Below are 24,006 nucleotides of genomic sequence, written 5' to 3'. Positions count from 1 at the left end.
TTAAAGATTTATTAATATAAAAAAAGACCGGCGATAAGCCGATCTGTTCGTTAATGTGTTCTGACTAACGGAAGAATCACGGTAAAAGTAGTGCCAGCTCTGCGTTTAGTAACTACGGATATCTTACCATTCATTTTATCAAGCACTCGCTTAACCATGGCAAGCCCCAAACCGTTACCCTCACCAGAATGTGAAGTATCCCCTTGATAAAACTTGTCAAATATGTGCCGGGTAGTTTCCTCATCCATTCCACATCCGGTGTCCTCAACAGAGATTGAGACATTCTTTTCAAGCTGCTTTAATGTCACTTTTATTGTCCCACCATGATCCGTAAATTTAAGCGCATTAGAGAATAAATTGTTCCAGACGATTTCAAGTAAAGAGGGGTCGCTAGAAATGATAACTTCTTCCGAATCGCTTTCAAAGATGAATTCAATCTCTTTCTTTTCCCACAATTCTTCAAAAGCTAAGGCACAGTAACGTAACTGTTCACATAAGTCATATGTCTCAGGGAGTGGTAAGATTTCCTGATTTTCTAATTTGTTTAACTTCAAAATGTTTGTAACCAATAAGGATAATCTTTGTGAGGCAGAGATAATAACATCTACATATTCTTCTTGAGTCTCTGATGTGAGTTTTCTATTTTTAAGTGCTGTTGCGTAGCTTTGAATTGTATTTAGCGGTGTTTTAATTTCATGGGAGACATTGGCGACAAAATCACTTTTCATTGTTTCTATACCAGCTAGCTCCTGAGCCATTTTATTAAAGTCATTGATAAGAGGCTCCATAGGACTATTTTTCCCGCTGTGTTCAACTCGAGCAGTAAAGTCACCCTCTGTTATGCGTCGGGCGGCTTCTGCAATTTTTTGGATCGGACGGCCATAACTCATTTTTTTTGAAAAAGTAAGCACTATGAGAACCACAAGGTTTGTAACCATAAGGTTTCCAAACAGTGCTAAGGGTAAGATAAAGGAATCATCTCTTCCACTTTTAGTATATTGCAAGAAAACATAGCTGTAACTGCTCGTTACAGCTAGCATTATAAGAAACAGTTGAACATAATTTTTAAACGAAATAAAGGATGCTGTATTATTTTTTTCTTTGGCTTCTCTCATTTAATCACCGCTTTATAGCCGAGGCCCCGTACTGTAACAATCTCAAAGTCGTTACATTCAGATAATTTCTCCCGGAGTTTTGTAATATGCACATCGACTACACGAGGGCCTGTCTCTGTATCGATCCCCCAAAATTCAGACATAAGCTGTGCACGTGTAAAAGTTTTCTTTGGGTAGGATAATAATTTAAAAAGAATGCTAAATTCCCGATATGTGAGGGATACCTCATGACTATTTAAATAAGCAGCACGTTCCTCCAGGTTCAAAGTAAGGCTGCCAACTACGATCTTTTTTTCATTGGCAATAGATGAGCGGCGCATCAAAGCATTAATTCGAAGAATCATTTCATCTAACTCAATGGGTTTAACCATGTAGTCATCTATACCCAGTCGAAATCCCTTTTGTTTAGAGGACATGTCGTCACGTGAGGTCATAAAGAGAATAGGTATATCTTGGTCAGTTCCTCTTATAGTCTTTGCAAATTCAAAACCGTCAATTCCAGGCATCATAATATCAGAAATGATTAGATCAAAAGACATTGTGTACATCAGATCGTAAGCCAATTGAGGATTCTTGCAACCTGTTGCCATAAAACCATTATCATTCAAATGTGTACAAACCAGACGGTTAAATTCCAAATCGTCTTCAACAACTAGAATATTGGTCAAAGTTATACCCCCTTATCAAGCATATTTTTGATCGTAACATATTTATATTTAACTTTTGTTAATCTCCCCAATCTTACAACTGAGCTTAATAATTCTTTAACAGGAGACTAACAACTGTACAATATTTAATATTCATAATGATGTTGCTTCCCAGAAATATATTGTGAAGACAACAGGAGAGTTCCAAAGGGAGAAAACGATGGATAAATTAATTAATGTTTTAAAGAAGCATACGGTGTATTCCTTAAGATTTAAACTGATATTTCCATTAATAATTGTACAGATTCTTAGTACAAATATCGGTCAAGTTGTAAATTTCTTTATGGAGAAAGGAAAACAAGTAATAGAAACAGTAGGAGTAAACACGGAGTACATGGACAATATTGGATTTCGTGTTTCATCTGGTTTAAGCATTTTAATTTCGGTACTTATCCTTATTTTTCTGTATCAAAAATTAATTTTTAAACGACTTAAAAAAGTCCTTATCTACTCAGAGAGACTGGGTGAAGGGGATTTAACGAGTGAGCTGAATTTTAAGGGAAACGATGATATTAGCAGGTTAGGCAAATCACTAGACAAAAGTACCGAAAAGATAAAGAAACTAATTGAAAATATTTCTAATATTTCTACAAATCTAAATTGTGCCAGCGATGGTCTTGTAGAGGCCACTGATAATTCTGTAGGAAGCATTAACAGTATACACAAAAAATCCTCTACTCTATCAGTTGATGCTTCTCAAATGTTTGATGCGACAAAGAAAGCGAATGTTTCTGTAAAAGAAATCAATAGCACTAGTGAATTTCTGAAAAACAAAGTTGAATTATCTCTTGAAAATTCAAATGATATGAAAGCTAGAGCTGCTCAAATGGAGCACAAAGCAACAAAATCACTTGAGTATGCCAACTTAACGTATATCGAAAAACAGGATAATTTAATGAGAGCCCTTGAGGCAGGAAAAATTGTAGATGAAATTATAGTTATTTCTGAGAGTATAAAAGAGATTTCGTCACAGACTAACTTACTTGCGTTAAATGCTTCTATAGAGGCTGCAAGAGCGGGTGTACATGGAAAGGGATTTGAGGTTGTGGCAGAGGAGGTAAGGAAGCTGGCAGGGAAATCGACGGAGGCTATCCTCGATGTAGATTATCTAGTAGTTCAAATCAAGTCTGTATTTAATAATTTGGCCAGTAGCTCTCAAGATATCCTTAATTATATTGATAAAAATATTAGGGAAGACTACGAATTGTTAGTTCAGACGGGGAGACAATACCAAGAGGATGCAATGCTCATCAATACCCTGTCAGAGGAAGTTAGTACAGCTACTAATGCGGTAACTGGAGCCATTATAGAAATCAATCAGGTTTTGGTTACTGTTACTGACATCTCATCTAAAACATTGAATTATACAAATGAGATTAGCTCTAGTTTATCAAATATTAGTACGGTCATGAATAATACTAATGACTCTATGGCAAGACAATCGGAATTATCGAATGACTTAATGACATCCATTCAACGATTTAAGTGGTGATCTGATTAATAAAAATAATAATTATTGAAACTAGGAGGTAACATCTAATGACTCATCTTTCTGTGGTTGTGCCAATTTTTAACGAAGAAGACAATATAATAGACTTATACTTTAATATTATTGGAGCTATGAAGGATAAGCTCAACGATTATGAAATAGTTTTTGTAGATGACGGTAGTCGCGATCAAAGTGCTCGGTTGCTGAATGAAATTGCACAGGGTAACTCGTTAGTAAAGGTAATTCATTTGGAACAAAGGTATGGAATGACTGCTGCAATATGGGCGGGAATTCAGCATTCTGAAGGTGAACTTATTGCTTTGATGGACGCCGGTCTGCAGGCAGATCCGAGGGACATCTTCAGTTTAATGCCTTTCATTGATAAAATTGATTTTGTGAACGGAAGGTGGAAAGATAGCAAGGAATCATGGGTCAACAAAACAGCTTATCAAACCGGAAATCGCATTCGAACCTGGATATCCGGGGATAAATTCCATGACGCAACCTGTCCGCTGAAGTTGTTTAAGCGAGAGGTGGCTGAGAGCATGTACTTTTTTAAAGGGATGCATCGATTCTTACCCACACTTGCCCGAATGAGTGGCTATTCGGTGATTGAAGTGTCCGTTACGCACCAAAAGCGAAAGTACGGCTCTCCAAGGATAGGATTATTTTATAAGATCGGCGGGGGGATAATGGATGCTTTCATAGTTAACCGGCTAAGAAAGAGAGTAATACGGTATCGAATTAAAGAAAGATTGAATGTATTTTGACTTAAATAAAACGCCACTACTGATATGGGTGATGAACTCATTCAGTTATGATGCTTTTTACTACCTTTGAATGTTATAACTGATTCCAAAAGGACTAAGACTTAAGATTGCAATTCAAAGCTAACATTAACTGTCGTTGGGTAACATCGCCTACGAAGCGGGTCTTGCTACCCATCATGAAGAGGCCTTTTAGTAGACAGAATAAGTTTATCCGGTCTGAGCTCCTTCCACACTTTTTCGGAATGCTAATGCAGCTCTTCTGGCGGGGATGGGTTCAAAACCGGCACAAAACGGTCCATAAACATCCATAGACTCTTCATTTGGACTAACATTATTAATCCGGATTCCTCTAGGCAACTCGATAGCCGCAGACTGTACAAACGCTTTAATTGCCCTCCAGCCATTGTTAAAGAAATACCTCCTATAATAGGGTGATCCATAAAAATACCTGTTATTAGTGTAAAGCTCCCGCGATCCTGAACATGGCCTAACCCAAGTAATACCAGGTTAATTTGCCCTTTCATCTTACCTAAAATAGCAATTTCGTTATTCTCAGGCGATAACTCCTGGATGGGGCCAAAGTAAGCTTGCCCAGCCGTAAAAACCACTGCATCTACTATACCTTCAGCGTTATACATGTCGATATAAATTGATTTTGCTGATCTTGAACTTTTGTTTTCATAATGGAAAATTGGATGATTAGAAAGGGACAACCACAGTGGAAAATAGAGCAAAGACGATTAAAAGAAGGACGGGGACAAGGTCATTTTGCAGACTACGGTAGCGTCAAGAAGTTTGTGTAAGAGAGTAGAAGTACCCCCGGGTTACGGGTTGGGGGTGCAGGTGTTTCTGGGGGGCGGGGGAACCCCAATGTTGTCAGGTTAAGCATTTATAGCCCCCGCCTTTTGGTTTTTGTGAATTTATTAGCTCTTGTCTGCTTATCTCGCATGAAAGAGCGGCCTTTGACGACTGGAACGATATAGCGCTGAAGCTCTTCCAGAAAGTGATCCTGCAGAGACTCCCTCTTTCCATCATCCTCTTCTAATGCCATTTCAATGAGCCGGTTACGCAGTTTGCCGACCAAGATATTTCGGTTAATTCGGTATTCAGTGTACTTCAGTTCCTTCGTTCGTTGGCTTACATTCATTTGTTCCTCAGCCTCATTTTCCAATACGGAAGCCATGTTACTTAGTAGTACTGTAGCGTAAAAGTCCTGCTCAATAAGTTGGGTTTTTTGTCCTGAAAAGTTCTCAATCTCAAACTTCTGTTTCAAATCATCGAAACGTGTTTCAATCCCCCATCTTTTGAAATAAAGCGGTTTGCACGCTTCGTAATTCAGTTCATCTGCGCTGACATTCGTCAGCAGAATTTCCGTCTCGCCGGTGGAAAGTTCTACTTTTAAGACTCGAATGTGAATCATTGTTCCTGGCAAAATTATTGTTCCTTGCCTCTTGAGTTCGTAGGCTCTGGATTTCGTAATTTCAATCGTCACGTTTTCATCCGGCTGAGTGGTATTCATGATCTCTTTGTAGAATGAACCTTTAGCTCGCATCAAATAAGCGATTCCCTTCTCTTGCAAGTACAACAAAAAGTCTGCAGACGGATAGCCACGATCAAACAGGATCAAATTCCGAATGGATGAGGTTTTCAGTTGTAGAAAATGTTCAATATTGCGCTTCGCTAGATCGCGTTCATTATCGTCATAGCGGCTCAGACAGGTACTTACAACCAACTTGTTCTCTACATCGTATAGGTGGGAGGAAAGGGCTCTGGCGATCCGAAACCCTATCTTGTATGTTGTCGTGAATCCATATACACTCCGGGTTTCCGATGTATTGGGTAGTTCCATTACACTGTCGTCCATCGCCAGTAGGCGAAAGCCGTGGTACGTTTTGAATTCTTCCTCTTCGTAAAAAGCTTGAACTAGTTCGTCATTAAGCATCGTAAACGCGGTAGGGGGGTCCACTGCCTTTTTCTTAAATTTCTCATCGTACGTTCTTCTCATTTCTCCCATAGAAAAATCCCCTCCATAGTAGACAGATTAATCGGCTTGCTTTTATCTGTCTACTATAGGGGGATCATATCATAAACTGCTCTGCTTTTTATTAACTTGCTAACCATTAAATTGTTTTGATTTAATTATGCAGGTGCGGAGGAACTAATGATGGTGCGAACGGCATTTTTCCAACCGGTATAATAGCTTTCTCGAGTATCTTCAGCCATTTTCGGCTGGAAGGTCTCATAGAGATCTTCATTGAGCGCAATATGATCTAGTTTCATCCAAAAACCGGTTGCTAATCCGCCCAGGTACACGGATCCTAGAGCAGATAATTCAGGGCAGTTGGAACGCGTTACAGATCTGTTTAGAATGTCTGCTTGGAATTGCATTAACCAAGGATTAGATGATGCTCCTCCATCAGTACGCAATTCTTTTAGAGGAAAAGTTGTTCGTTCTTGCATAAATTCAACTGCATCACGTACTTGATAAGCGATGCTTTCAATGGCTGCACGTACGATGTGGGCTTTGCGAGTTCCACGATTCATACCGGTAATAGCTGCTTGAGCAGAAGGATCCCAGTAGGGAACTCCTAGGCCAACAAATGCAGGAATCAAATATACACCTTCGTTAGACGGGAGCTCATCAATTAAAACCTGCATTTCGTCGAAGGTAGAAAATAGCTCTAGATTGTCTCTGGTCCACTTTATGCTATCACCAGAAGAACGAATGACTGCCTCAAGTGCATAGGTTATTTTTCCACCAGCACCCCATGCGATTGCTGTGACTAGGCCTGGTCCGCCATTAACAGGTTTTTCACCGACATTCATCAACACCGAAGTGCCAGTACCATACGTGGCTTTCACTGTCCCCGGTTCAAAGCAAAGATGGCCAAACAATGCTCCTTGTGAGTCACCAATGATACCGGCAATTGGAACGGGTGTCGAAAAGAGCTTATCAACTGCTGTATATCCTACGACTGCATCCGAAGCTTTTACTTCAGGGAGAATTGAGGTTGGAACCCCAAACAGATCTGCCATTTCTTCGTCCCATTGTAAAGAATGAATGTTAAACAGGGATGTTCTGCTGGCATTTGTGTAATCTGACACATGAGTTAATCCACCAGTCAGTTTCCATACCAGCCAGCTATCAATCGTCCCCGCAAGTAGGCTACTCTCGTTTAGCAAACGGGGAGCTTCATCTGTATGGTCAATAATCCATTTGAATTTGGAAGCTGAAAAATATGGGTCCAATAACAGCCCTGTCTTAGAGCGTACATTTTCCTCAAAACCACAATCTTTCAGGTTCTGGCACACCTCTGCGGTTCTTTGGCATTGCCACACAATGGCGTTATAAACTGGTTTTCCGGTCTTTTTGTCCCACATTACAGCTGTTTCACGCTGATTCGTAATGGTCAAGGCCGCAAGATCTTCAGCAGATACATTGGACTGCTCCAGAACTTTGGCTATACAGGTTAATACATTCTCATAAATCTCTAACGGATCATGTTCTACCCATCCAGGTCGAGGATAGTACTGTCTATGTTCCATGGAAGAGCGCTCTATTATAGCCCCTTGATGATCGACTAATAAAACTTTTGTACCCGATGTGCTTTGATCGACAGTTAGTATATAATTTTTCTTTGTTCCCATTCGCTTCACCTTATCTCGTACGGATCAATTCCATTGCAATTTGCTTGATGTTCTCTCCTGTAATACCGTAGTGATTGAACACTTCTGCCGTTTTGCCGGCTATTGCTGGTTCATCTGGGATACCGAGCACTCTCATAAGTACCGGATGATTTTGCACCACGACCTCAGCTACAGCTGCACCAAGTCCACCATGGATACTGTGCTCTTCAACAGTAATGATTGCTTTAGTTTCTTTCGCTGCTGCGAGAATTGCTTCTTCATCAAGTGGCTTGATGGTATGCATATTGAGGACCCGACAGGAAACACCATCTACAGCCAAGGCATTAGCTGCATCCATGGCAATACGAACAGTTTCACCTGCTGCGATAATAGTAATATCTTTTCCATCCTTCATTGTTACAGCTTTTCCAATTTCAAACGGATAGTTATCACTATCATAAACATCTTCAACGGCGTTTCGACCGATTCGGACATAGACACCACCGTCATATTTCACTAAGGCCTCTGTCAACTTTCTGGTTTCATGCCGGTCAGCGGGAAGCACAATGGCTAGTCCTGGAATTGCACGGGCAACCGCGATATCCTGAACAGAGTGATGAGACATGCCAAGTGCCCCATAGCTAACTCCGCCACTAATACCAATGAGCTTAACGTTAGTACGAGAATAAGCAACATCCACTTTAATCTGTTCAATACTACGCATGCTCAAGAAGCAGGCTGGAGAAGTAACAAAAGTCTTTTTGCCGCTGTGGGCTAACCCAGCTGCCATACCAACAATATTCTGCTCTGCAATTCCAACTTCAACGAACTGTTCGGGATAGGTGTTAGCAAAAGGTCCCATAGCAGCTGAACCACGGGAGTCACTTGCCAGAACCATAATATCGCGATCTTCTTTAGCTAGTTCCAGGAGCGTCTCACAAATTACTTGACGATTCGGAATTGTGTTCATTATTGATGCACCTCTCCATTCCGTTGTAATTCATTAATTTGTGCCTGCAGTTCAGATAGTGCTAATTGAAGCTGCTCATCACTTGGTACATGATGATGCCATGCTGGAACATTCTCAGCAAAAGAAACACCTTTTCCTTTAACTGTGTTAGCCATGATAAGAGTCGGTTTACCTGTTACTTCTGGAACCGCTCGGAAGGTGTGAATTAGTTGCTCCATGTCATTGCCATCAATGGATACAACATGCCAGCCAAAAGCGCTCCACTTTTCCTCCAGTGGCTCAAGTCCCATGACTTCTTCAGTAGAACCGCTGATTTGCAGACGATTGCGGTCAATGATGCCAATCAGGTTATCCAGTTTATAATGAGCACCAGCCATAGCAGCTTCCCAGTTCGAGCCTTCGGCCTGTTCGCCATCGCCCATCAAACAGAATACACGGTAGGGTCGTCCGTCTCTTTTAGCGGCAAGTGCCATACCGACCGAGATTGGCAAGCCATGGCCTAATGCACCGGTATTCATTTCGATTCCAGGGACTTTGTTGTTAGGATGACCAATAAGCCGGGTACCAAATTGGCTGTACGTAAGAAGCTCTTCCTTAGGGAAAAAGCCGCGGTCAGCAAGGATACACCATAGTGATTCTACAGAATGTCCTTTACTGGCGATAAAACGGTCACGATTTTCGAGTCTAGGGTTAGTAGGATCAAGATTCATTATTTCAAAGTATAAGGCAGTCAAAATATCTGTGTTGCTAAGCGATCCTCCGGTGTGACCTGTTTTGGCTCGATGAATAATTGTGAGAAGGTCCATACGGATTTGTGCAGCTTTAATTTTCAACTCTTGAATGTCCATTTTTCTCCTCCTTAGAAATACCCGTGGTCTATTTTGTCAGATAAGTGTTCCAGCAGGTTTCTTTTGAGCAAGATCTGAACCGCGAAGCCAGCGCTGAATTTCTTGTTCCGTTGGATCAACAGGATCAGCCTTGAGACCAGGAATGTAGTTGCATGCTTCATAAATAGCAGGAATGACATTTGCATGGATACCGACAGAATGGTGTACGTAAGGTCCTTTGACCAGCTTTTCTTCCCATAGAGGCCAATCATTAACTTCTACCCATACATAAGAACCGCGCGTATAAGGACCTGGAATTCCTTTGGCTTTACCCAGGAAAATTGAGTAATCACCATGATCTCCATCAAAACGTGCAATAGTCATTCCACCACCACGAATTTCTCCTTCATGGGTACCTGGAGCATGGTCATCAAATAAGAAGTGCTTTCTAAGCTTAGGTTTGTTCTCCACAGAAAGTGATACTGGGAAGTTTCCGCAGTGGAATAACAGTTCCCCATTTTCGTTCTCTGGGTGTCGGACAGTAATATCAGCAAAGAAAGTAGGTGCTGTATTCATCGAAGCTGCTTGCACCATGACCGAAGTGATAGCACCATGGATATCTGTCTCGCAGGTAACTGGAATTTGTTCGTCGGTTAAAATTGCATTAGCTAAACAAGGCATGATTCCCATAGCATCTTGTAACGAGGACCAACATTGAATTGCAATTGCACTGCTACCTGTTTCACGAGCGAACGATTTCATGGCAACCTTCAGCGCTGCGATACGCCGAATATCGTCTTCAGTTACTTCGCTGTAATCCAATTTTTCCTTAATATAATCAATGGCTTCTTGCAACTCTGAGCTACTACCTGCAGCGATTTTCTTACTGCGCAACTGAATATCAATCAGTGTAATCGGATGAATCTCAATACCGAATCGTTCCAATAGTTCCCCTTCATTGCACATCATTGTCCAAAATGAAGAAGGGCGAGGGCCGATTTGTAGAATACGAAGACTTTTGAATTGACGCACTACATTAGCAGCAGCAATGAAATTGGTAAAACCACGTTCAAATACCGGATCTGTTACCCAACTATTAGTAACATATGTGAAAGGAACATTAAAACGGCGTAATACCTTTCCTGTAGCAAAAATACCGCATTGAGTGTCACGTAAACGCATACCGTCAGCTAATGGAGCCTCATCTCGCGGACCCCATAATAAGACGGGTTTTCCCAAGGCCTTACCGACACGGGCCACAGTATCTTCTGTTCCAAAATTACAATGAGGGAAAAATACAGCATCTACCTCTTCTTCTTTAAATCGTTTAGTAATTTGATCTGCGTTGATATGGTCATCGTATAGAAGTCCCTCTTCGTTGAGGCCTTCTAAATCCACAATATCGATATCCATACCAAAGCTTTCGATTTGCTTACGGATTTCCACCTTGTACTTTAAGGCGTCTTCAGCGCTGAATGTGAAGCGGCGAGTAGGGGCATAACCTAGCTTTAGTTTCTTCACTTTTTACATCTCCTCTAGAAAGTAAAATTCATTGATAAACTTAACTTAAATAAACTAAAATAAATTTTTGTGAGGAGAATGGTTTTCCATCACAACCCCATGTTATCATCAGGTAAAATAAGAGTCAATCTTAATTTAAGTTGAAATTAACTAAAATTGTGAGATAATAAGCTGTTAATTTATATAAAATAACGATTGAATTTAATGTTATTGCTCATTGGTATTCCGCACAAAGAAAGCAAACAAAAATCTTGCTTTCTTTCTCTAAAATGTATGTGGAGTTAAGTTTACTTAATAAACTTTTGTTTATAATAGTGCTATAATTTAAACAGTTTGAATCAGGAGTGATATTCATGAAAATAGACGATATTGCCAGACTTGCAGGAGTCTCTAAAGCAGCCGTTTCACTTGCTATGAATAATAAAGCTGGAGTTAGTGAAAAGACGCGCCGGCATATTCTGGAAATTTCTCGAGCGAATGGTTATACCCCGCGAACAGGTAAAACCAATAAAATACCCTTGAAAAATAGTTCGATTTTAAGGTTTGTTGTTTGTAAAAACGTTGATATTATTACAGAACATTATGATTCCTTACCTTTTTTTAATGAACTTATCCATCATTTGACTGCTTACACGAGTGAGCAAGGTCATACCTTAATTATTTCTTCGATTCCTATTCAGAATATAAAAGATGGGATATTAGCACTCGAAGATGAGCAACCTTCCGCAGGGATTTTAATGCTCGGTACTAATTTGTCTGCTCAAAATATAGAATCTATTCTTTCTGTTCACCAAAATATTGTGTTTTTAGATACCTTTTTTGAACATATTGATGCTAGTTTTGTAGCAATTAATAACTACCTTGGTGGATATCAAGCTGGAGAGTATCTGCTGTCGTTAGGGTATCAAAGCATCGGGTATGTTGAGTCTAATGTTCGCATACTTAATTTTAATAAGCGGAAGGAAGGCTTTTTAGCAGCTTTGAGAAAGAAAAATATAGAAATTGAACCGGAAAACATCTTTATGATGAGTCCTATGTCTGTTGTAACGCAAGAACGGTTCAGAAATGCTATCCAAGAAACTAAACAACTACCAACTGTTATCTTTTGTGAAAATGACTATATGGCTATAAGTGCTATTAAAACTTTTCAAGAATTTGATATTAAAGTTCCTAATCAGATTGCTGTAATGGGGTTTGATAATATTTTAGAAGCCAAGGTCATCAGTCCGGAGTTAACGACCATTCATGTGAAAAAAGATTTGATGGCGATAACAGCCCTGGACATGTTACTTAATAAAATTAATACTCAAGAAAATCAGTATGTTCAGCTTCTTGTCAATACAGAAGTGGTAGAACGTAAATCATGCCGTACTTTAGAGGAGTGAACTAGGAGAAATCCTTGTTCCTTAAAATTATTGTAATGTACAGAAGAATTAGGCCAGGCGTGGATTGAGTTCCTTTTCTCACAGTGAGAGAGGCGAGCAGACACGTCTTTTGGCGTATTTAGAAATGAATTACTATTTTTAAAATCAGTTTTGAAGATTCCTATACTCGCCTGGTGTTATTCCAGTTATTTTCTTAAATACCGTTTGAAAATAATTTTGAGAGGAATAGCTTAATTGAGTTACTATCTGTATTTGTTGTTGCAAGCAGCCTTTTGGACTCTAGAATTTTTACTTCATTTACGTACTGGATAATCGTCTTTCCTATCTCTTGCTTAAAATGCCTACAGATGTAAGAACAATTCATATCAAGTTGTTCTGCTAAGTTTAATCCTCCTTTCATAGCAAATCTGGAGACAACTCCTGATGAGAAAATGAAAATGTTTTTAAATGAGCGGACTGCATCCGAAGTGACTATTGGAAAAGCGTGTACTCGAGTTTGGATATTATCCAAAAGCGATTCCAACATTTCAGGCATGCCGTCTTCCACATAAGATAACATTTCTTTTTCTCATAAATTATTGACATGCTCCATAAATGTAAGTTCAAATTCTTCATTTGACTGGATAGGACTGCTGCCTTGATACGGAATATATATTGCTTCCACATCTGTTATGCTATTAGTAGAATAATCAAGAAAAAACAAGATGTCACAGAACTGGCCGATGTCACAGTTAAGAAATTTATTAAGCCAGCGCATAAATTCGTTTGTTCAAGTTACTGGTTGTTGCAGTTCGATTAAAATGTTTTGTGCTTGCTTTCGAGTACAATCAAAAAAATTTGCAGGCCCGAGAACGAGGTGTTCGTCTACGCCTTGTAATCTAATTAGTCAGTAATAAAAGAAGTCATGTGAAATAGTAAAGTACACCCGGTGGGGTGTTTTTTTTCGTTAGGCAAGACATGAATTGCGGGGTTTGGTAGAAAAACATTGGATCCATAGTGCTGTACAAATCCTGAGTGTTCAAAGTGCTGCAGAGGAATCTTGATGGTTTTCTGAAAGCGAATAAGTAGCTCATTATTAATCATATTCAAAGTGGTAATTTTGAATGGAAAATGATCGTTGTTGAATCCTTAATGGATGAGAGCGCATTTTCGTGGCAAGCAGATTGGTATCGTAACAAGGTTCATGAATCAATGGGAGATCAACTTCATGATCGCTTTCGGTTATGGTATGTTGAACACTCACTCCATCATGATGCAAAAAAGGGAATGGATAATATTCATGATGTCAGCTACGTGAGTGTTCTGCATCAAGAATTACGGGATTTAAGCCTTTGGGTAGAAGAAGGAACAATTCCGCCATCCAGCACTAAATATTAAGTTGTAGATAATCACGTCATTGTACCACACGAAGCTAATGTGCGTGGTGGGATTCAACAAGTGGGAGAGACTGTCCTATTCGAGGCCTTTATTGATTTGCCACAAGATACAGGGGGAAATGTGTCTGCAAAATGGGATTTCTATGGAGAGGGCACATTCCCATTAGAGTCTCTACTTTCTATCCAATAAACGATAATGATTTGACTTGGACGACTGAGATTTCTAATTCTTTCTCAAACCCAGGCACTTACTTTCCAATGGTTCGAGTTTCTTCAAACCGCAAGGGGAAAAAAGATGATTTATACACACAAGTCATAAATATCTGCCGAGTCCGTGTAGTTGTGAAATGAAGAAAACTGAATTCGCTTGTCATTCATAAGAGGGGATGGTGAAGGATCATGGTTACTTCAAATGAAATGATTACTGAAACTGCTGATGATTTTGAAGAACCAAAATTAAAGCTGCGAGAGAAAATGGCTTTAGTGTTAGGGAACGCACCAAACACTTTTCATTATCAGATGATTCAAACTTACTTACTCTTCGATAGTAATAGGTTATGTTCCAGAAATTGAACAAAGTAATACTACCCTGTTTGGATTGAAGATAATCCTATTCATTGTTCCTGCGGTACTTGGTTCATTAGGGTTGTCAATATTTTGGTTTGATCTTACGGAAGATAAACACAAAAGATGATTGCTAAAGATCTTGCAGATCGGGGAATGAAATGAAATTGTTTCAATTGATATTATTTACACGACAATAATGAAATCACTTTTTATATCCATATTTAGAAATGCAGATATTGTAGGAAAGGCGATTAAAAATCAGAGATTAACTAAGGGATTTGTAGTTTTTTTAAGTACAATTCGACGGGCGATTCTTGTATATTCAGTATCAATATATAAAAAGGAGGAGAAGAGATCGGGGTAAGAAGTGCATGAACGATTGCGTATTGGTCGTCCAGACGAAAATACACCAGTTGTATCTGAAGGCGCTGAAGCTATTATCCGAGAAGCGCTTTCAGACGACCCGCATCGACTATTCGTCGTCTTCCTAGGACCGTTAACCGATTTGGCTGCATCATATCTTATGGAACCGAAGATTGAGGACCGATTGACTGCAATTTAGATCGGTGGAGGAACCTATCCACACGGAGAGGTAGAATTTAATCTTATGAACGATATCCATGCGGCTAATGTGGTCATGAACTCCCGTATTCCCCTCTGGCAGGTGCCATGAAATGTGTATGGCATGATGCGGGTAAGCTTAGCTGAGCTGGAGTGCAGGGTAAAACCACACGGAGAAATCGGGAAATATTTGTTCGAGCAATTGATTCAGTTTAACGATGAGAATGCGGATGGGTGGCCATGGGGAGAATCGTGGAGCTTGGGAGACTCGCCAGAAATTTGTCTAATTCTGGATGATCACGAATTCGGATATGAAATGAAACCGGCACCGCGTATTACCGCTGACATGCACTTCATTCATCATCAGAAGGAACGGATGATCCGAGTATATCATCATGTGGACGCTAGATATACTCTAGAGGATATGTACGCCAAGTTGGAGTTGTTCACAAAGAAGCGGTAACAATTACAAGGAGGATAGGGCATGAAATATTCACAAAAGGTAGAGCAATGGGGGATTTTTGAACTCGAGCTGAATGCTTCGGAGATTGTAGGTAATCCTTTTCGAGATGTTTGGGTTCAAGCGACCTTCAAAATAGGCGATGAATATAAACGCGTCTATGGTTTCTATGACGGTGAATCGGTATGGAGAATCCGTTTCATGCCGGAACAAATCGGTGACCACCATTTTCAGGTCACGTCTAATATGGATGCTTTCAACGGCCTAACAGGGGACTTTGTTTCTACTGTGCCTACATTGGGTAGCCATGGACCCGTTCGAGTAGCTGGGACACATTTTAACTATGCGGATGGAACGCCATTTTTCGTTATGGGAACCACTGCTTATGCATGGACCTACCGCCCTGAAGAAATTAGAAAGCAAACTCTCGATTCGTTTTCCGAAAACGGTTTCAATAAAATCAGAATGCTCGTCTTTCCAAAGTATTACCGGGGGATGGTGAATGACGTCAATGTTGACTACGATCCACCAGTATTCCCATTCGTCGGACAACCGAACGAATTTGATTTTCAGACTCTGATCCCCGAGTACTTCCGGAACTATGAGGAACGAGTGAAGGATCTAATGAAGCTAGGCATTGAAGCAGATGTCATCTTGTTTCATCCGTACGATAATTGGGGCATCGATTCCCTTATGCAGCAGGCTGATGATCTCTTATATGTCAACTATATGATCTCCAGACTGGCAGCTTATCGCAACGTATGGTGGTCACTTGCAAATGAATTCGATATCTCGAGCACTCCTGAAGGAATGTTCTGCGCTAGAACAGATCGGAAAGATTGGGATCTTATTGGTGCCACTATTAAGGCTAACGATCCTCATGGGCACCCGATTTCCGTTCATAATCTACCAATGCGATACATTTATCCTGACCGGGACTGGCTGAGCCATGTATCAATCCAACATCCCGACACCTATACGCTCATTGCGGAACTGAAGAATCAATATAAAAAACCGATCGTGAACGACGAATATCAGTATGAAGGCAATATTAAGGACGAGTGGGGAAACAGCGATGGGGCAACAACCTTGTTCCGCCACTGGCTGTCCGCCATGGCCGGCGGGTACGCTTCGCATGGTGAGGTTTTCAAGATTAATGGGAATGCTACGACTTATTCTGGTCCTACGGTGGAACGTTGATCGGGGAAAGTGCACCAAAGCTTAAGTTTATGAAGGAGATTCTGGAGTCTTGCCCTTATCAAGAAATGGAGCGAGATTGGGCGAACTCGGACGGTCATCATTACTTTGCTTTGAAGAAGGGAATCGATGAGTATTTGTTCTTCTGCCGTTATGATCTGCCAGGTAAAGGGTTCTGGTTCGGCTCATATGACGGCAGTCGTCCTGAATATGAGGTTACCGTCTACGACGCATGGAATTGCATTGAGAAAGAAACGTTGACTGTCAAAGAAATTGAAAGCAACCATCTTCTTCCCATCAAAGCGTGGAGGGCCTACCGGCTGAAAAGAAAAATTTGAGAAAGAGGAGAGAGAAGAATGACCTCCATCATTGGACCATACAAAAACCACTACTTAGATTTGATCCCACTCGGGAGGACGAAGAAGCCGGGCTGACTGTATACATGAACGAGAAATTCCATTATGAAATAGCAATAACTTACGATTCTAGTCTGGGACGCAAGGTGATTCTAAGGCGTAGGATTGGATCGCTTTGGAAAATTGAACTCGAATCAGCATTGGAGGGATCAGATGTCGTTCTAGGACTGGAAGCTGATGAGACTATGTATTCTTTTTACTATGTCAAATCAAACGGGGAACGAGTAGCATTTGGTTCTGGAGAATGTGCATTCTTATCCACCGAAGTGGCAGGGGGGTTCACAGGTGTTTACTTCGGTCTCTACGCAACGGGAAATGGAAAACCTTGTACCGAACCTGCCTATTTTGATTGGTTTAAATATATTCCTCAAGGATGACCTATTACAGTTTATAACGTTCGAGTGAAGTAGTGAAATTCCATAAGGGACTGACGAATTCCTACCACAGCTAAGATTGGAGATCGTCAGTCAGACAGGTGTGAATAAATATGAAGGTAACTAAGGACACGAAAATTGGAAACATATGGTCAAGTGAAATTGGACGGTCAGTTATTTTAAAGCACACCCCAGATATTGAAAAGGAACCTCTCTTTGTAATCGTCCAAGCGAGTTCTTTGGCTGAATACGCATCAAGCAAACTGGTCCATCCGAATCCCGACGAGTGGGTCTCATTCATACTACGAGATTTAGAAAACGTGGATATTTCGAGGGAATGGAAGACAGAGGGCGCTCCTTCTCCCGATTACGAAGATTTGACTACAGCGAGTGGTAGTGCAAGTGTTCAAGTATCTGGAACGACTGAAAAGTGGGATATCTTTGAGATTGAACTTCATGGCCCGAGCCATGGAAATCCCTACATCGACTTGGAGCTTGGCGCTCAATTCACATGCGCAGACAAGACTGTAAACGTTCGTGGTTTCTATGAAGGAAATGGGATCTTTCGAATTCGTTTCATGCCGAATGTTGAGGGCGAGTGGGAATACCGAACAACTAGCAATAGCCGAACGTTGAGCGACATTACAGGAAGATTTACATGTATGCCTACCAAAGAGGGAAATCGAGGACCTGTCCGTGTTGCCGATACCTTTCATTTCGCTTATGAAGACGGTACACGCTATATTCCCATCGGTACTACTTGCTATGTTTGGACTCATCAAACCGAGGAATTGGAAGAACAAACACTATCAACACTTGCAAAGACCGCGTTTAATAAAATACGTATGTGCGTATTTCCAAAATCCTTTATTTTTAATGAAAATGAACCGCTCCGTTATCCATTTGCCGGATCTTTGGAAGAGGGCTGGGACTTTTCCCGATTCAATCCAGAATTTTTCCAACATCTCGAACGCCGGATCCGTGATTTGGACCGGCTAGGAATTGAAGCGGATATAATTTTGTTTCATCCTTATGATCGATGGGGCTTCTCCACAATGGATCCTTCCGTTGATGCCCGTTATCTGAAATATATCACAGCAAGATTATCAGCGTTCCGTAATGTTTGGTGGTCGCTAGCTAATGAACATGAATTGCTATGGGACAAGCCAGACGAGGATTGGGAGCGTTTCGGACAAATTGTAACCGATAATGATCCATACGGACACCTAATCTCAATTCATAATTTTGTGAACGTCTTTGATTATTCTCGGCCTTGGATTACGCATTGCAGTCTTCAAAAATCGGAAACTGATTGTTCCGCAGCATGGAGAAAACAGTGGGGGAAGCCGATCGTAATTGATGAGTGTGCTTACGAGGGCAACATCAGTCCTTTTTGGGGCAATATCACTGGTGAGGATATGGTTCGGAGATTCTGGGAAGGTGCTATGCGTGGAGGGTATGCCGGTCATGGAGAAACTTACTTTGATCCTAAGGATATTTTATGGTGGTCAAAGGGGGGAGTATTACATGGTTCCAGCCCTCAGAGAATTAAGTTCTTACGTGAAGTTATTGAACAAGCACCATCTGGTGTCCTCGACCCGTTGATGAATGAATTTGAGTTTATTGCAGGTGTTAATGATGAATTTTATATGTATTACTTTAGCTCCAGACAACCTTGTTACTACGATTTTATTATGAAACCGGGTTCATTCTACAAAGTGGATATTCTTGATACTTGGAACATGACGATTGAAGAAGTAGATGGAATTTTTGAAGGGGTATTTCAAATAAAGCTACCCGGCAGGTCATATATCGCAGTGCGTCTGCAGCGAGTATAAGAAAATGATGTAAGATCGATTCGAACACTCTGAAAACAGATAATAGGGACATGCTATATTAGTGTGTTCCTGTTAAATCTTATTACAGTCGATTAGGTATTCGAAGAAAAACTGTACTTTTTGTAGTTTTTCTAGATATCATAAGCAGTTCTACGCTTGTATAATTTGTAATGAAAGCGCGCGCATTCAAATTTTATTTTAAAGTAGGTATTTATTCTTAGAGTTAAAATGCTCATTACTTAGCAAACAAACGAAAAGGGGAAAGCGATATGAAAAAATTGATAACGCTAACATTGGTACTTGCGTTGTCCGCCTTAACAGCTTGCTCTAACAATTCCGAATCATCTAAGAATAATATCGCCGATACTAAGACTGCGGCAGATATTCCAACAATTATCTGGCAGTACCCTACACCGGGGAATTTAGGATCCGGTTTTCAAGAAGTAGAAGATACTCTCAATGCCATGTTAGAAAAAGATGTTGGCGCTCGTGTTAAATTTGAGCCTGTAGGCCTGATGGAATCCTCTAAAAAAGCATCTCTTTCTGTGTCAGTAGGAGAACAACTAGACATCATGTTGACTGCTTTTACCGGTTTGGGGCCATCTGTTGATACCGGAATGATTGTTCCTTTAGATGATCTTCTTGATAAATTTGGAACCGATATTAAGGAACAGACAGGAGCGGCATTGCTTGGTTCGAGCTATAATTCAAAAATATATGGAGTTCCACCGGCTTTTATTAATGGCCATGGTTACGGTTTCTACGCACAAACAGACATTCTGAATAAATACGGAATTACTATTGATCCTAATAAAAAATATACCTACGAAGATCTGAGCAAGATTTTTGCAACAGTTAAGGCGGGAGAAGGGAAAGAGTTCTACCTTACGATTCCGTGGAATACAACACAAGACCCGGCGAACAATTCTTTTAATGAATACGATAAAATTGGTGGCTCTCTTGCTTCTGGAGTGTTGATGCTTGACAAAGGATTCGATAACACGACAATTACGAATCTATTTGCCACCGATGCCTATGCAAATTATGCAAAAACCATGTATGATTGGGCACAAAAAGGTTATATCTCTCCTGACGCAGCTATCACAAAACAATCGGTTGATTCACTACTCGCAACTAAAAAGTATTTTGGCATGTTTTATTGGAATGATGTTTTAAACGCAGAGGAATATGGCGCTTCAAATGGCGTGAATATAACTGCAATTCCAATGTACGATCCTTACGTTGGGGGCAATGGTGGTCAAGTAATTACCTGGAATATAACAAAAACCTCAAAAAAACCTGATAAAGCAATGGAAGTATTGAATTACATATACAAGAATAAAGAAGCGGCTTGGTTGCTTCAGTTCGGGATTGAAGGAAAAAGTTATAAGGTCGTTGAAAAGACTGACCAAGGAACAAGAATTGAATATTTAAATAAAGATACTTCGAAGCTTCCATATTATCAGCCTTATGGAATTTACGGAAATCGATTGGAATGGCCTGTGACTGGTACAGTTCCAATTAACAAAAATGAAATCGTGAAAAAAGCTGATGAGAGCATTCCTGAATCAAGATATTCACCGGCTATTGGTTATACCTTTGTTCAGGATAAGGTTTCAACAGAAATGGCAGCAGTAAATACTGTAATTGACCAGTATACACCAGCAATCAATAGCGGATTAGTGGATCCTGATAAGCAATTGCCTGAATTCTTATCTGCGTTGAAGGCAGCAGGAATTGATAAAATTATTAAAGAAAATCAAACCCAATTTGATGAGTGGCTCCAAAACAAGAAGTAGTAAATATCTAAAATATAGGATATAGGAACAGGGCTATTCCATAAGAGTAGCCCTATCCCTTAAGGAAGGGGATTCTCATGAAGAATACCGGAGAGAAACAGTTAGATAAAAAGAAAAAAAAGCGCTGGAAGCAATATATCCCTGTCTACATTATGGTTTTACCAGGCCTTTTGTATATGCTGATCAATAATTATATTCCGATGTTTGGTGTCATTATTGCCTTTAAAAAGTTGAATTTTTCAAAAGGGATTCTGGGAAGTGATTGGAATGGTTTAGATAACTTTAAATTCCTTTTTGCAACCAGAGATGCATGGACTATTACTCGAAATACTCTTCTATATAATGTAGCATTTTTTATTGTTGGTACTATCCTTTCTGTAGCTTTAGCAATATTAATAAATGAAATTCGGAGCAAATTCGCCTCGAAGTTTTATCAAAGCGTAGCATTGCTACCATTCTTGATGAGTTGGGTCGTAGTCAGTTATTTGGGATATGCCTTTCTCTCATCGGACACGGGGTTGATCAATAATTCAATACTTAAGCCATTGGGAAAAGATTCAATAAATTGGTACATGGATAAGACCTATTGGCCGCTAATTCTAATCCTTGTGAATACCTGGAAGGGAATCGGCTATAGTATGATTATTTACCTTGCAAGTATTGTAGGGATCAGCCAAGACTACTATGAAGCTGCAACGATAGATGGAGCAAGCAAATGGCAGCAAATTAAAGGAATCACCTTGCCACTCTTAAAACCAACAGTCATTACCCTGTTAATTCTGAGCGTAGGACAAATTTTCCGTTCTGATTTCGGTTTGTTCTATCAGATGCCTCAAAACAGCGGAGCACTTTATTCGGTCACAAGAACTTTAGATGTGTACGTGTATCAGGCATTGCTGAAAAATAGTGATTACGGGATGTCAAGTGCTGCTAGTTTCTATCAATCTATCGTAGGGTTTGTTCTTATCATAGCAGCGAACCAGTTGATTAAAAAATATAACCGCGAAAATGCTCTATTTTAGGAGGGAGAAAAATGAAATCAAAAGAAACAAGAATAGTACAGCTAATCTCCCACATTTTTTGCGGACTCATAGCTTTATGTGCTTTGTTGCCATTTGTGCTGATGATCATCTCCTCTGTAACAGATGAGGCGTGGGCAACATCGAAAGGGTACTCATTTTTTCCTGGGAAGTTTAGCTTAGAAGCATACAGATATATCGGTGTACAGTGGGATACGATTGGAAAAGCTTATTTAATGACACTGTTGGTAACAGCAATTGGAACAACAGTAAGTGTAATAATAACAACATTATTCGCTTATGGGATCTCCCAAAAAAATGTACCAGGGATGAAATTTATAAGCTTCATGCTGATATTTACTATGTTATTTAATGGTGGTCTTGTTTCTACTTATTACACTTATGTTCAATACCTAGATATCAAGGATACCATTTGGGCATTGATTGTACCTAGCTTATTGATGAACGCATTTAATGTTATCTTAGTTAGGAATTATATATCGTTTAGCATTCCTGGTGCGTTAAAAGAAGCAGCGACGATTGATGGAGCAAGTGAATTCCGTATATTTGCAAGTATAATCATACCGTTAAGTTTGCCAATAGTAGCTACAATTGGTTTGATGACTGCACTGTCCTATTGGAATGACTGGCAAAATGGTATGTACTACCTGTCAGGGCGCGGAGGTAATCATCTATATACGATTCAGATTTTCCTAAATAATATAAACGAAAATATTCAAGTGTTGATGCAAAATGCTTCAAAAGCATCCGCGCTAGGTGCTAAAGTCTCTGAATTACCTTCGACCACTATAAGAATGGCTATTGCAGCGATCGGAATTTTACCAATACTTATCATGTACCCTTTTTTCCAAAGATACTTTGTAAAAGGGATTACATTAGGTGGGGTAAAAGAATAACTGTAACTGTACAAATTCTCTTGAATTATTAATAAGTTCTAGTTATAAAGCCTGAGGAGGTACAATTTTTAATGATACTTCAACATACGTTTAATGTTCCAGAAGATAAGAAAATTCGATTAATTATTAATTCCGATACCAAGAATGAAGCGGATGATCAATACGCAATCGTTCATGCGCTTTTAACTCCTCTTTTTAATGTTAGAGGGATAATTGGGGCTCATTTCGGTGAACACCGAACAAAACATTCAATGCTAGAAAGTTATGAGGAGATCAAAAGACTTTTAGATTTGATGAACTTAACAAATGAGATCTGTGCCTTTAAGGGGGCCGAAAAGGCCATGCCGAACGAGAAGTCCCCAGTCTTGTCGGAAGGTTCAGAGTTTATCATCCGTGAAGCTCTTACTGATGATCCAACACCGCTTTATGTTATCTTTTTGGGCCCAATAACGGATTTAGCTGCAGCTTACTTAAAAGAACCCGCAATTGCAGGTAGATTAACTGCCGTTTGGGTTGGTTGTGGAGTATGGCCTGAAGGGAATATGGAATATAATCTATCAAATGATATTCATGCAGCTAATGAGGTATTAGAATCAGAGATTCCATTGTGGATTATTCCGCAAGATGTATATGTGAATCCAAGGGTTAGTATCTCTGAGCTGGCTGTAAAAGTAAAACCACATGGAGATATTGGGAATTATTTGTACCAACAACTGGTTGATTTCAATTTGATGATGAACAAACGAACGGATTGGACCAACGGAGAGAGTTGGTCCATGGGGGACTCTACAGCAGTCAGTGTACTTATGGATTCACATATGTTTGGTTATGAAATGAAACCGGCGCCTCGCATCACTGATGATATGCGATTCTTGCATTATCAAAATGAACGAATGGTACGTTGGTATCATTATATCGATCCGAGATTTACACTTGAGGATATGTTTGCAAAGCTCAAGCTTCATTATGGAGTTTGACTTTAACTAAGATAAACCTAAGTGGATGAACAAATCTCCTCGTGGATGCTCATCGTGGATGAAAATATGCACAGTTAACAACACCATAAAGTTA

The 24,006-nt window shown here is 40.0% G+C and carries 21 protein-coding genes and 1 pseudogene; 13 read left to right on the top strand and 9 right to left on the bottom strand.

The annotated features are described in order from the left end of the window. Positions 1-50 precede the first annotated feature (50 nt). Positions 51-1,115 carry a sensor histidine kinase gene (locus tag P40081_RS26785; RefSeq protein ID WP_042139240.1) on the bottom strand — a complete coding sequence of 355 codons (1,065 nt, stop codon included), beginning with the start codon at positions 1,113-1,115 and terminating at the stop codon, positions 51-53. Continuing rightward, complete coding sequence (locus P40081_RS26780; protein WP_042139239.1) at positions 1,112-1,783, bottom strand: response regulator transcription factor; 672 nt, start codon at positions 1,781-1,783, stop codon at positions 1,112-1,114. The genes P40081_RS26785 and P40081_RS26780 overlap by 4 nt, the downstream gene beginning before the upstream one ends. 199 nt (positions 1,784-1,982) lie before the next feature. Here P40081_RS26780 and P40081_RS26775 point away from each other — a divergent pair, with 199 nt between their 5' ends. After that, positions 1,983-3,314, top strand: a complete 1,332-nt coding sequence (locus P40081_RS26775) for a methyl-accepting chemotaxis protein (protein WP_042139237.1) — start codon at positions 1,983-1,985, stop codon at positions 3,312-3,314. 47 nt (positions 3,315-3,361) lie between these two features. Beyond that, positions 3,362-4,081 (top strand): glycosyltransferase family 2 protein, encoded by a 720-nt coding sequence (locus tag P40081_RS26770; protein ID WP_042139236.1) that lies wholly within the window; start codon positions 3,362-3,364, stop codon positions 4,079-4,081. 207 nt (positions 4,082-4,288) lie between these two features. Here P40081_RS26770 and P40081_RS40170 read toward each other — a convergent pair. The 6 genes and pseudogenes from P40081_RS40170 to P40081_RS26740 all read right to left on the bottom strand — a co-directional run. Further along, positions 4,289-4,417 (bottom strand): annotated as a pseudogene (locus tag P40081_RS40170) (short chain dehydrogenase); the annotation flags it as partial. Positions 4,418-4,970: 553 nt separating this feature from the next. Next, positions 4,971-6,095, bottom strand: coding sequence for an IS4 family transposase (locus P40081_RS26760; protein WP_052422030.1), 1,125 nt, complete (start codon positions 6,093-6,095; stop codon positions 4,971-4,973). Positions 6,096-6,220: 125 nt separating this feature from the next. Further along, positions 6,221-7,729: a glycerol kinase GlpK gene (gene glpK / locus P40081_RS26755; RefSeq protein WP_042139234.1), complete on the bottom strand. Its 1,509-nt coding sequence runs from the start codon at positions 7,727-7,729 to the stop codon at positions 6,221-6,223. Between the two features lie 10 nt (positions 7,730-7,739). Then, positions 7,740-8,678 (bottom strand): transketolase family protein, encoded by a 939-nt coding sequence (locus P40081_RS26750; protein ID WP_042139233.1) that lies wholly within the window; start codon positions 8,676-8,678, stop codon positions 7,740-7,742. Next, positions 8,678-9,526, bottom strand: a complete 849-nt coding sequence (locus P40081_RS26745) for a transketolase (RefSeq protein WP_042139232.1) — start codon at positions 9,524-9,526, stop codon at positions 8,678-8,680. Before P40081_RS26745 ends, P40081_RS26750 begins: the two co-directional genes overlap by 1 nt. Positions 9,527-9,562: 36 nt before the next feature. Beyond that, positions 9,563-11,026 (bottom strand): L-fucose/L-arabinose isomerase family protein, encoded by a 1,464-nt coding sequence (locus tag P40081_RS26740; protein ID WP_042139231.1) that lies wholly within the window; start codon positions 11,024-11,026, stop codon positions 9,563-9,565. Positions 11,027-11,379: 353 nt separating this feature from the next. Between P40081_RS26740 and P40081_RS26735 the strand changes: the two genes are divergently transcribed. Beyond that, the gene (locus tag P40081_RS26735; protein WP_042139230.1) at positions 11,380-12,411 is read left to right on the top strand and encodes a LacI family DNA-binding transcriptional regulator; all 1,032 of its coding nucleotides are present in this window, start codon (positions 11,380-11,382) and stop codon (positions 12,409-12,411) included. Between the two features lie 144 nt (positions 12,412-12,555). Here P40081_RS26735 and P40081_RS40165 read toward each other — a convergent pair whose 3' ends face one another. Further along, positions 12,556-12,675 (bottom strand): helix-turn-helix domain-containing protein, encoded by a 120-nt coding sequence (locus P40081_RS40165; protein ID WP_081970143.1) that lies wholly within the window; start codon positions 12,673-12,675, stop codon positions 12,556-12,558. 846 nt (positions 12,676-13,521) lie between these two features. On the opposite strand from P40081_RS40165, the gene P40081_RS38725 reads away from it, so the two are divergent. From P40081_RS38725 to P40081_RS26690, 10 genes are all read left to right on the top strand, one after another. Beyond that, positions 13,522-13,788: a hypothetical protein gene (locus P40081_RS38725; protein ID WP_197074286.1), complete on the top strand. Its 267-nt coding sequence runs from the start codon at positions 13,522-13,524 to the stop codon at positions 13,786-13,788. Between the two features lie 1,242 nt (positions 13,789-15,030). Next, positions 15,031-15,378 (top strand): hypothetical protein, encoded by a 348-nt coding sequence (locus P40081_RS39525; RefSeq protein WP_231575204.1) that lies wholly within the window; start codon positions 15,031-15,033, stop codon positions 15,376-15,378. Between the two features lie 21 nt (positions 15,379-15,399). Continuing rightward, entirely contained in the window at positions 15,400-16,575 is a 1,176-nt protein-coding gene (locus P40081_RS26720; protein WP_052422029.1) for a DUF5060 domain-containing protein, read from the top strand. Beyond that, entirely contained in the window at positions 16,572-16,910 is a 339-nt protein-coding gene (locus P40081_RS38720) for a hypothetical protein (RefSeq protein WP_197074285.1), read from the top strand. Before P40081_RS26720 ends, P40081_RS38720 begins: the two co-directional genes overlap by 4 nt. After that, entirely contained in the window at positions 16,877-17,365 is a 489-nt protein-coding gene (locus P40081_RS26715) for a beta-xylosidase family glycoside hydrolase (protein WP_269323141.1), read from the top strand. Before P40081_RS38720 ends, P40081_RS26715 begins: the two co-directional genes overlap by 34 nt. A 110-nt stretch (positions 17,366-17,475) precedes the next feature. After that, complete coding sequence (locus tag P40081_RS26710) at positions 17,476-19,200, top strand: DUF5605 domain-containing protein (protein WP_042139227.1); 1,725 nt, start codon at positions 17,476-17,478, stop codon at positions 19,198-19,200. 269 nt (positions 19,201-19,469) lie between these two features. After that, positions 19,470-20,999 (top strand): ABC transporter substrate-binding protein, encoded by a 1,530-nt coding sequence (locus P40081_RS26705; RefSeq protein ID WP_042139226.1) that lies wholly within the window; start codon positions 19,470-19,472, stop codon positions 20,997-20,999. Between the two features lie 77 nt (positions 21,000-21,076). Continuing rightward, the gene (locus P40081_RS26700; RefSeq protein WP_042139224.1) at positions 21,077-22,021 is read left to right on the top strand and encodes an ABC transporter permease; all 945 of its coding nucleotides are present in this window, start codon (positions 21,077-21,079) and stop codon (positions 22,019-22,021) included. Positions 22,022-22,032: 11 nt separating this feature from the next. Continuing rightward, entirely contained in the window at positions 22,033-22,935 is a 903-nt protein-coding gene (locus P40081_RS26695) for a carbohydrate ABC transporter permease (RefSeq protein WP_042139223.1), read from the top strand. Positions 22,936-23,006: 71 nt separating this feature from the next. Beyond that, positions 23,007-23,912 carry a nucleoside hydrolase gene (locus P40081_RS26690; protein WP_042139222.1) on the top strand — a complete coding sequence of 302 codons (906 nt, stop codon included), beginning with the start codon at positions 23,007-23,009 and terminating at the stop codon, positions 23,910-23,912. Positions 23,913-24,006: the final 94 nt, after the last annotated feature.

Origin of the sequence: Paenibacillus sp. FSL P4-0081 (assembly GCF_000758565.1) — a bacterium.
GTDB classification, from domain to species: domain Bacteria; phylum Bacillota; class Bacilli; order Paenibacillales; family Paenibacillaceae; genus Paenibacillus_AQ; species Paenibacillus_AQ phytohabitans.
Note: the sequence above shows the minus strand (reverse complement) of the source record. Positions and strands in the feature narration are given on the sequence as shown.

Excerpts from the sequence above, each read along its gene's own strand:
- P40081_RS26760 (WP_052422030.1), bottom strand. The coding sequence starts at position 6,095 with ATGGGAGAAATGAGAAGAACGTACGATGAGAAATTTAAGAAAAAGGCA.
- P40081_RS26775 (WP_042139237.1), top strand. The coding sequence starts at position 1,983 with ATGGATAAATTAATTAATGTTTTAAAGAAGCATACGGTGTATTCCTTA.
- P40081_RS26735 (WP_042139230.1), top strand. The coding sequence starts at position 11,380 with ATGAAAATAGACGATATTGCCAGACTTGCAGGAGTCTCTAAAGCAGCC.
- P40081_RS26745 (WP_042139232.1), bottom strand. The coding sequence starts at position 9,526 with ATGGACATTCAAGAGTTGAAAATTAAAGCTGCACAAATCCGTATGGAC.
- glpK (WP_042139234.1), bottom strand. The coding sequence starts at position 7,729 with ATGGGAACAAAGAAAAATTATATACTAACTGTCGATCAAAGCACATCG.
- P40081_RS26720 (WP_052422029.1), top strand. The coding sequence starts at position 15,400 with ATGAAATATTCACAAAAGGTAGAGCAATGGGGGATTTTTGAACTCGAG.
- P40081_RS26785 (WP_042139240.1), bottom strand. The coding sequence starts at position 1,115 with ATGAGAGAAGCCAAAGAAAAAAATAATACAGCATCCTTTATTTCGTTT.
- P40081_RS26690 (WP_042139222.1), top strand. The coding sequence starts at position 23,007 with ATGATACTTCAACATACGTTTAATGTTCCAGAAGATAAGAAAATTCGA.
- P40081_RS26705 (WP_042139226.1), top strand. The coding sequence starts at position 19,470 with ATGAAAAAATTGATAACGCTAACATTGGTACTTGCGTTGTCCGCCTTA.
- P40081_RS26770 (WP_042139236.1), top strand. The coding sequence starts at position 3,362 with ATGACTCATCTTTCTGTGGTTGTGCCAATTTTTAACGAAGAAGACAAT.
- P40081_RS26695 (WP_042139223.1), top strand. The coding sequence starts at position 22,033 with ATGAAATCAAAAGAAACAAGAATAGTACAGCTAATCTCCCACATTTTT.
- P40081_RS26700 (WP_042139224.1), top strand. The coding sequence starts at position 21,077 with ATGAAGAATACCGGAGAGAAACAGTTAGATAAAAAGAAAAAAAAGCGC.
- P40081_RS26710 (WP_042139227.1), top strand. The coding sequence starts at position 17,476 with ATGAAGGTAACTAAGGACACGAAAATTGGAAACATATGGTCAAGTGAA.
- P40081_RS26750 (WP_042139233.1), bottom strand. The coding sequence starts at position 8,678 with ATGAACACAATTCCGAATCGTCAAGTAATTTGTGAGACGCTCCTGGAA.
- P40081_RS38725 (WP_197074286.1), top strand. The coding sequence starts at position 13,522 with ATGATCGTTGTTGAATCCTTAATGGATGAGAGCGCATTTTCGTGGCAA.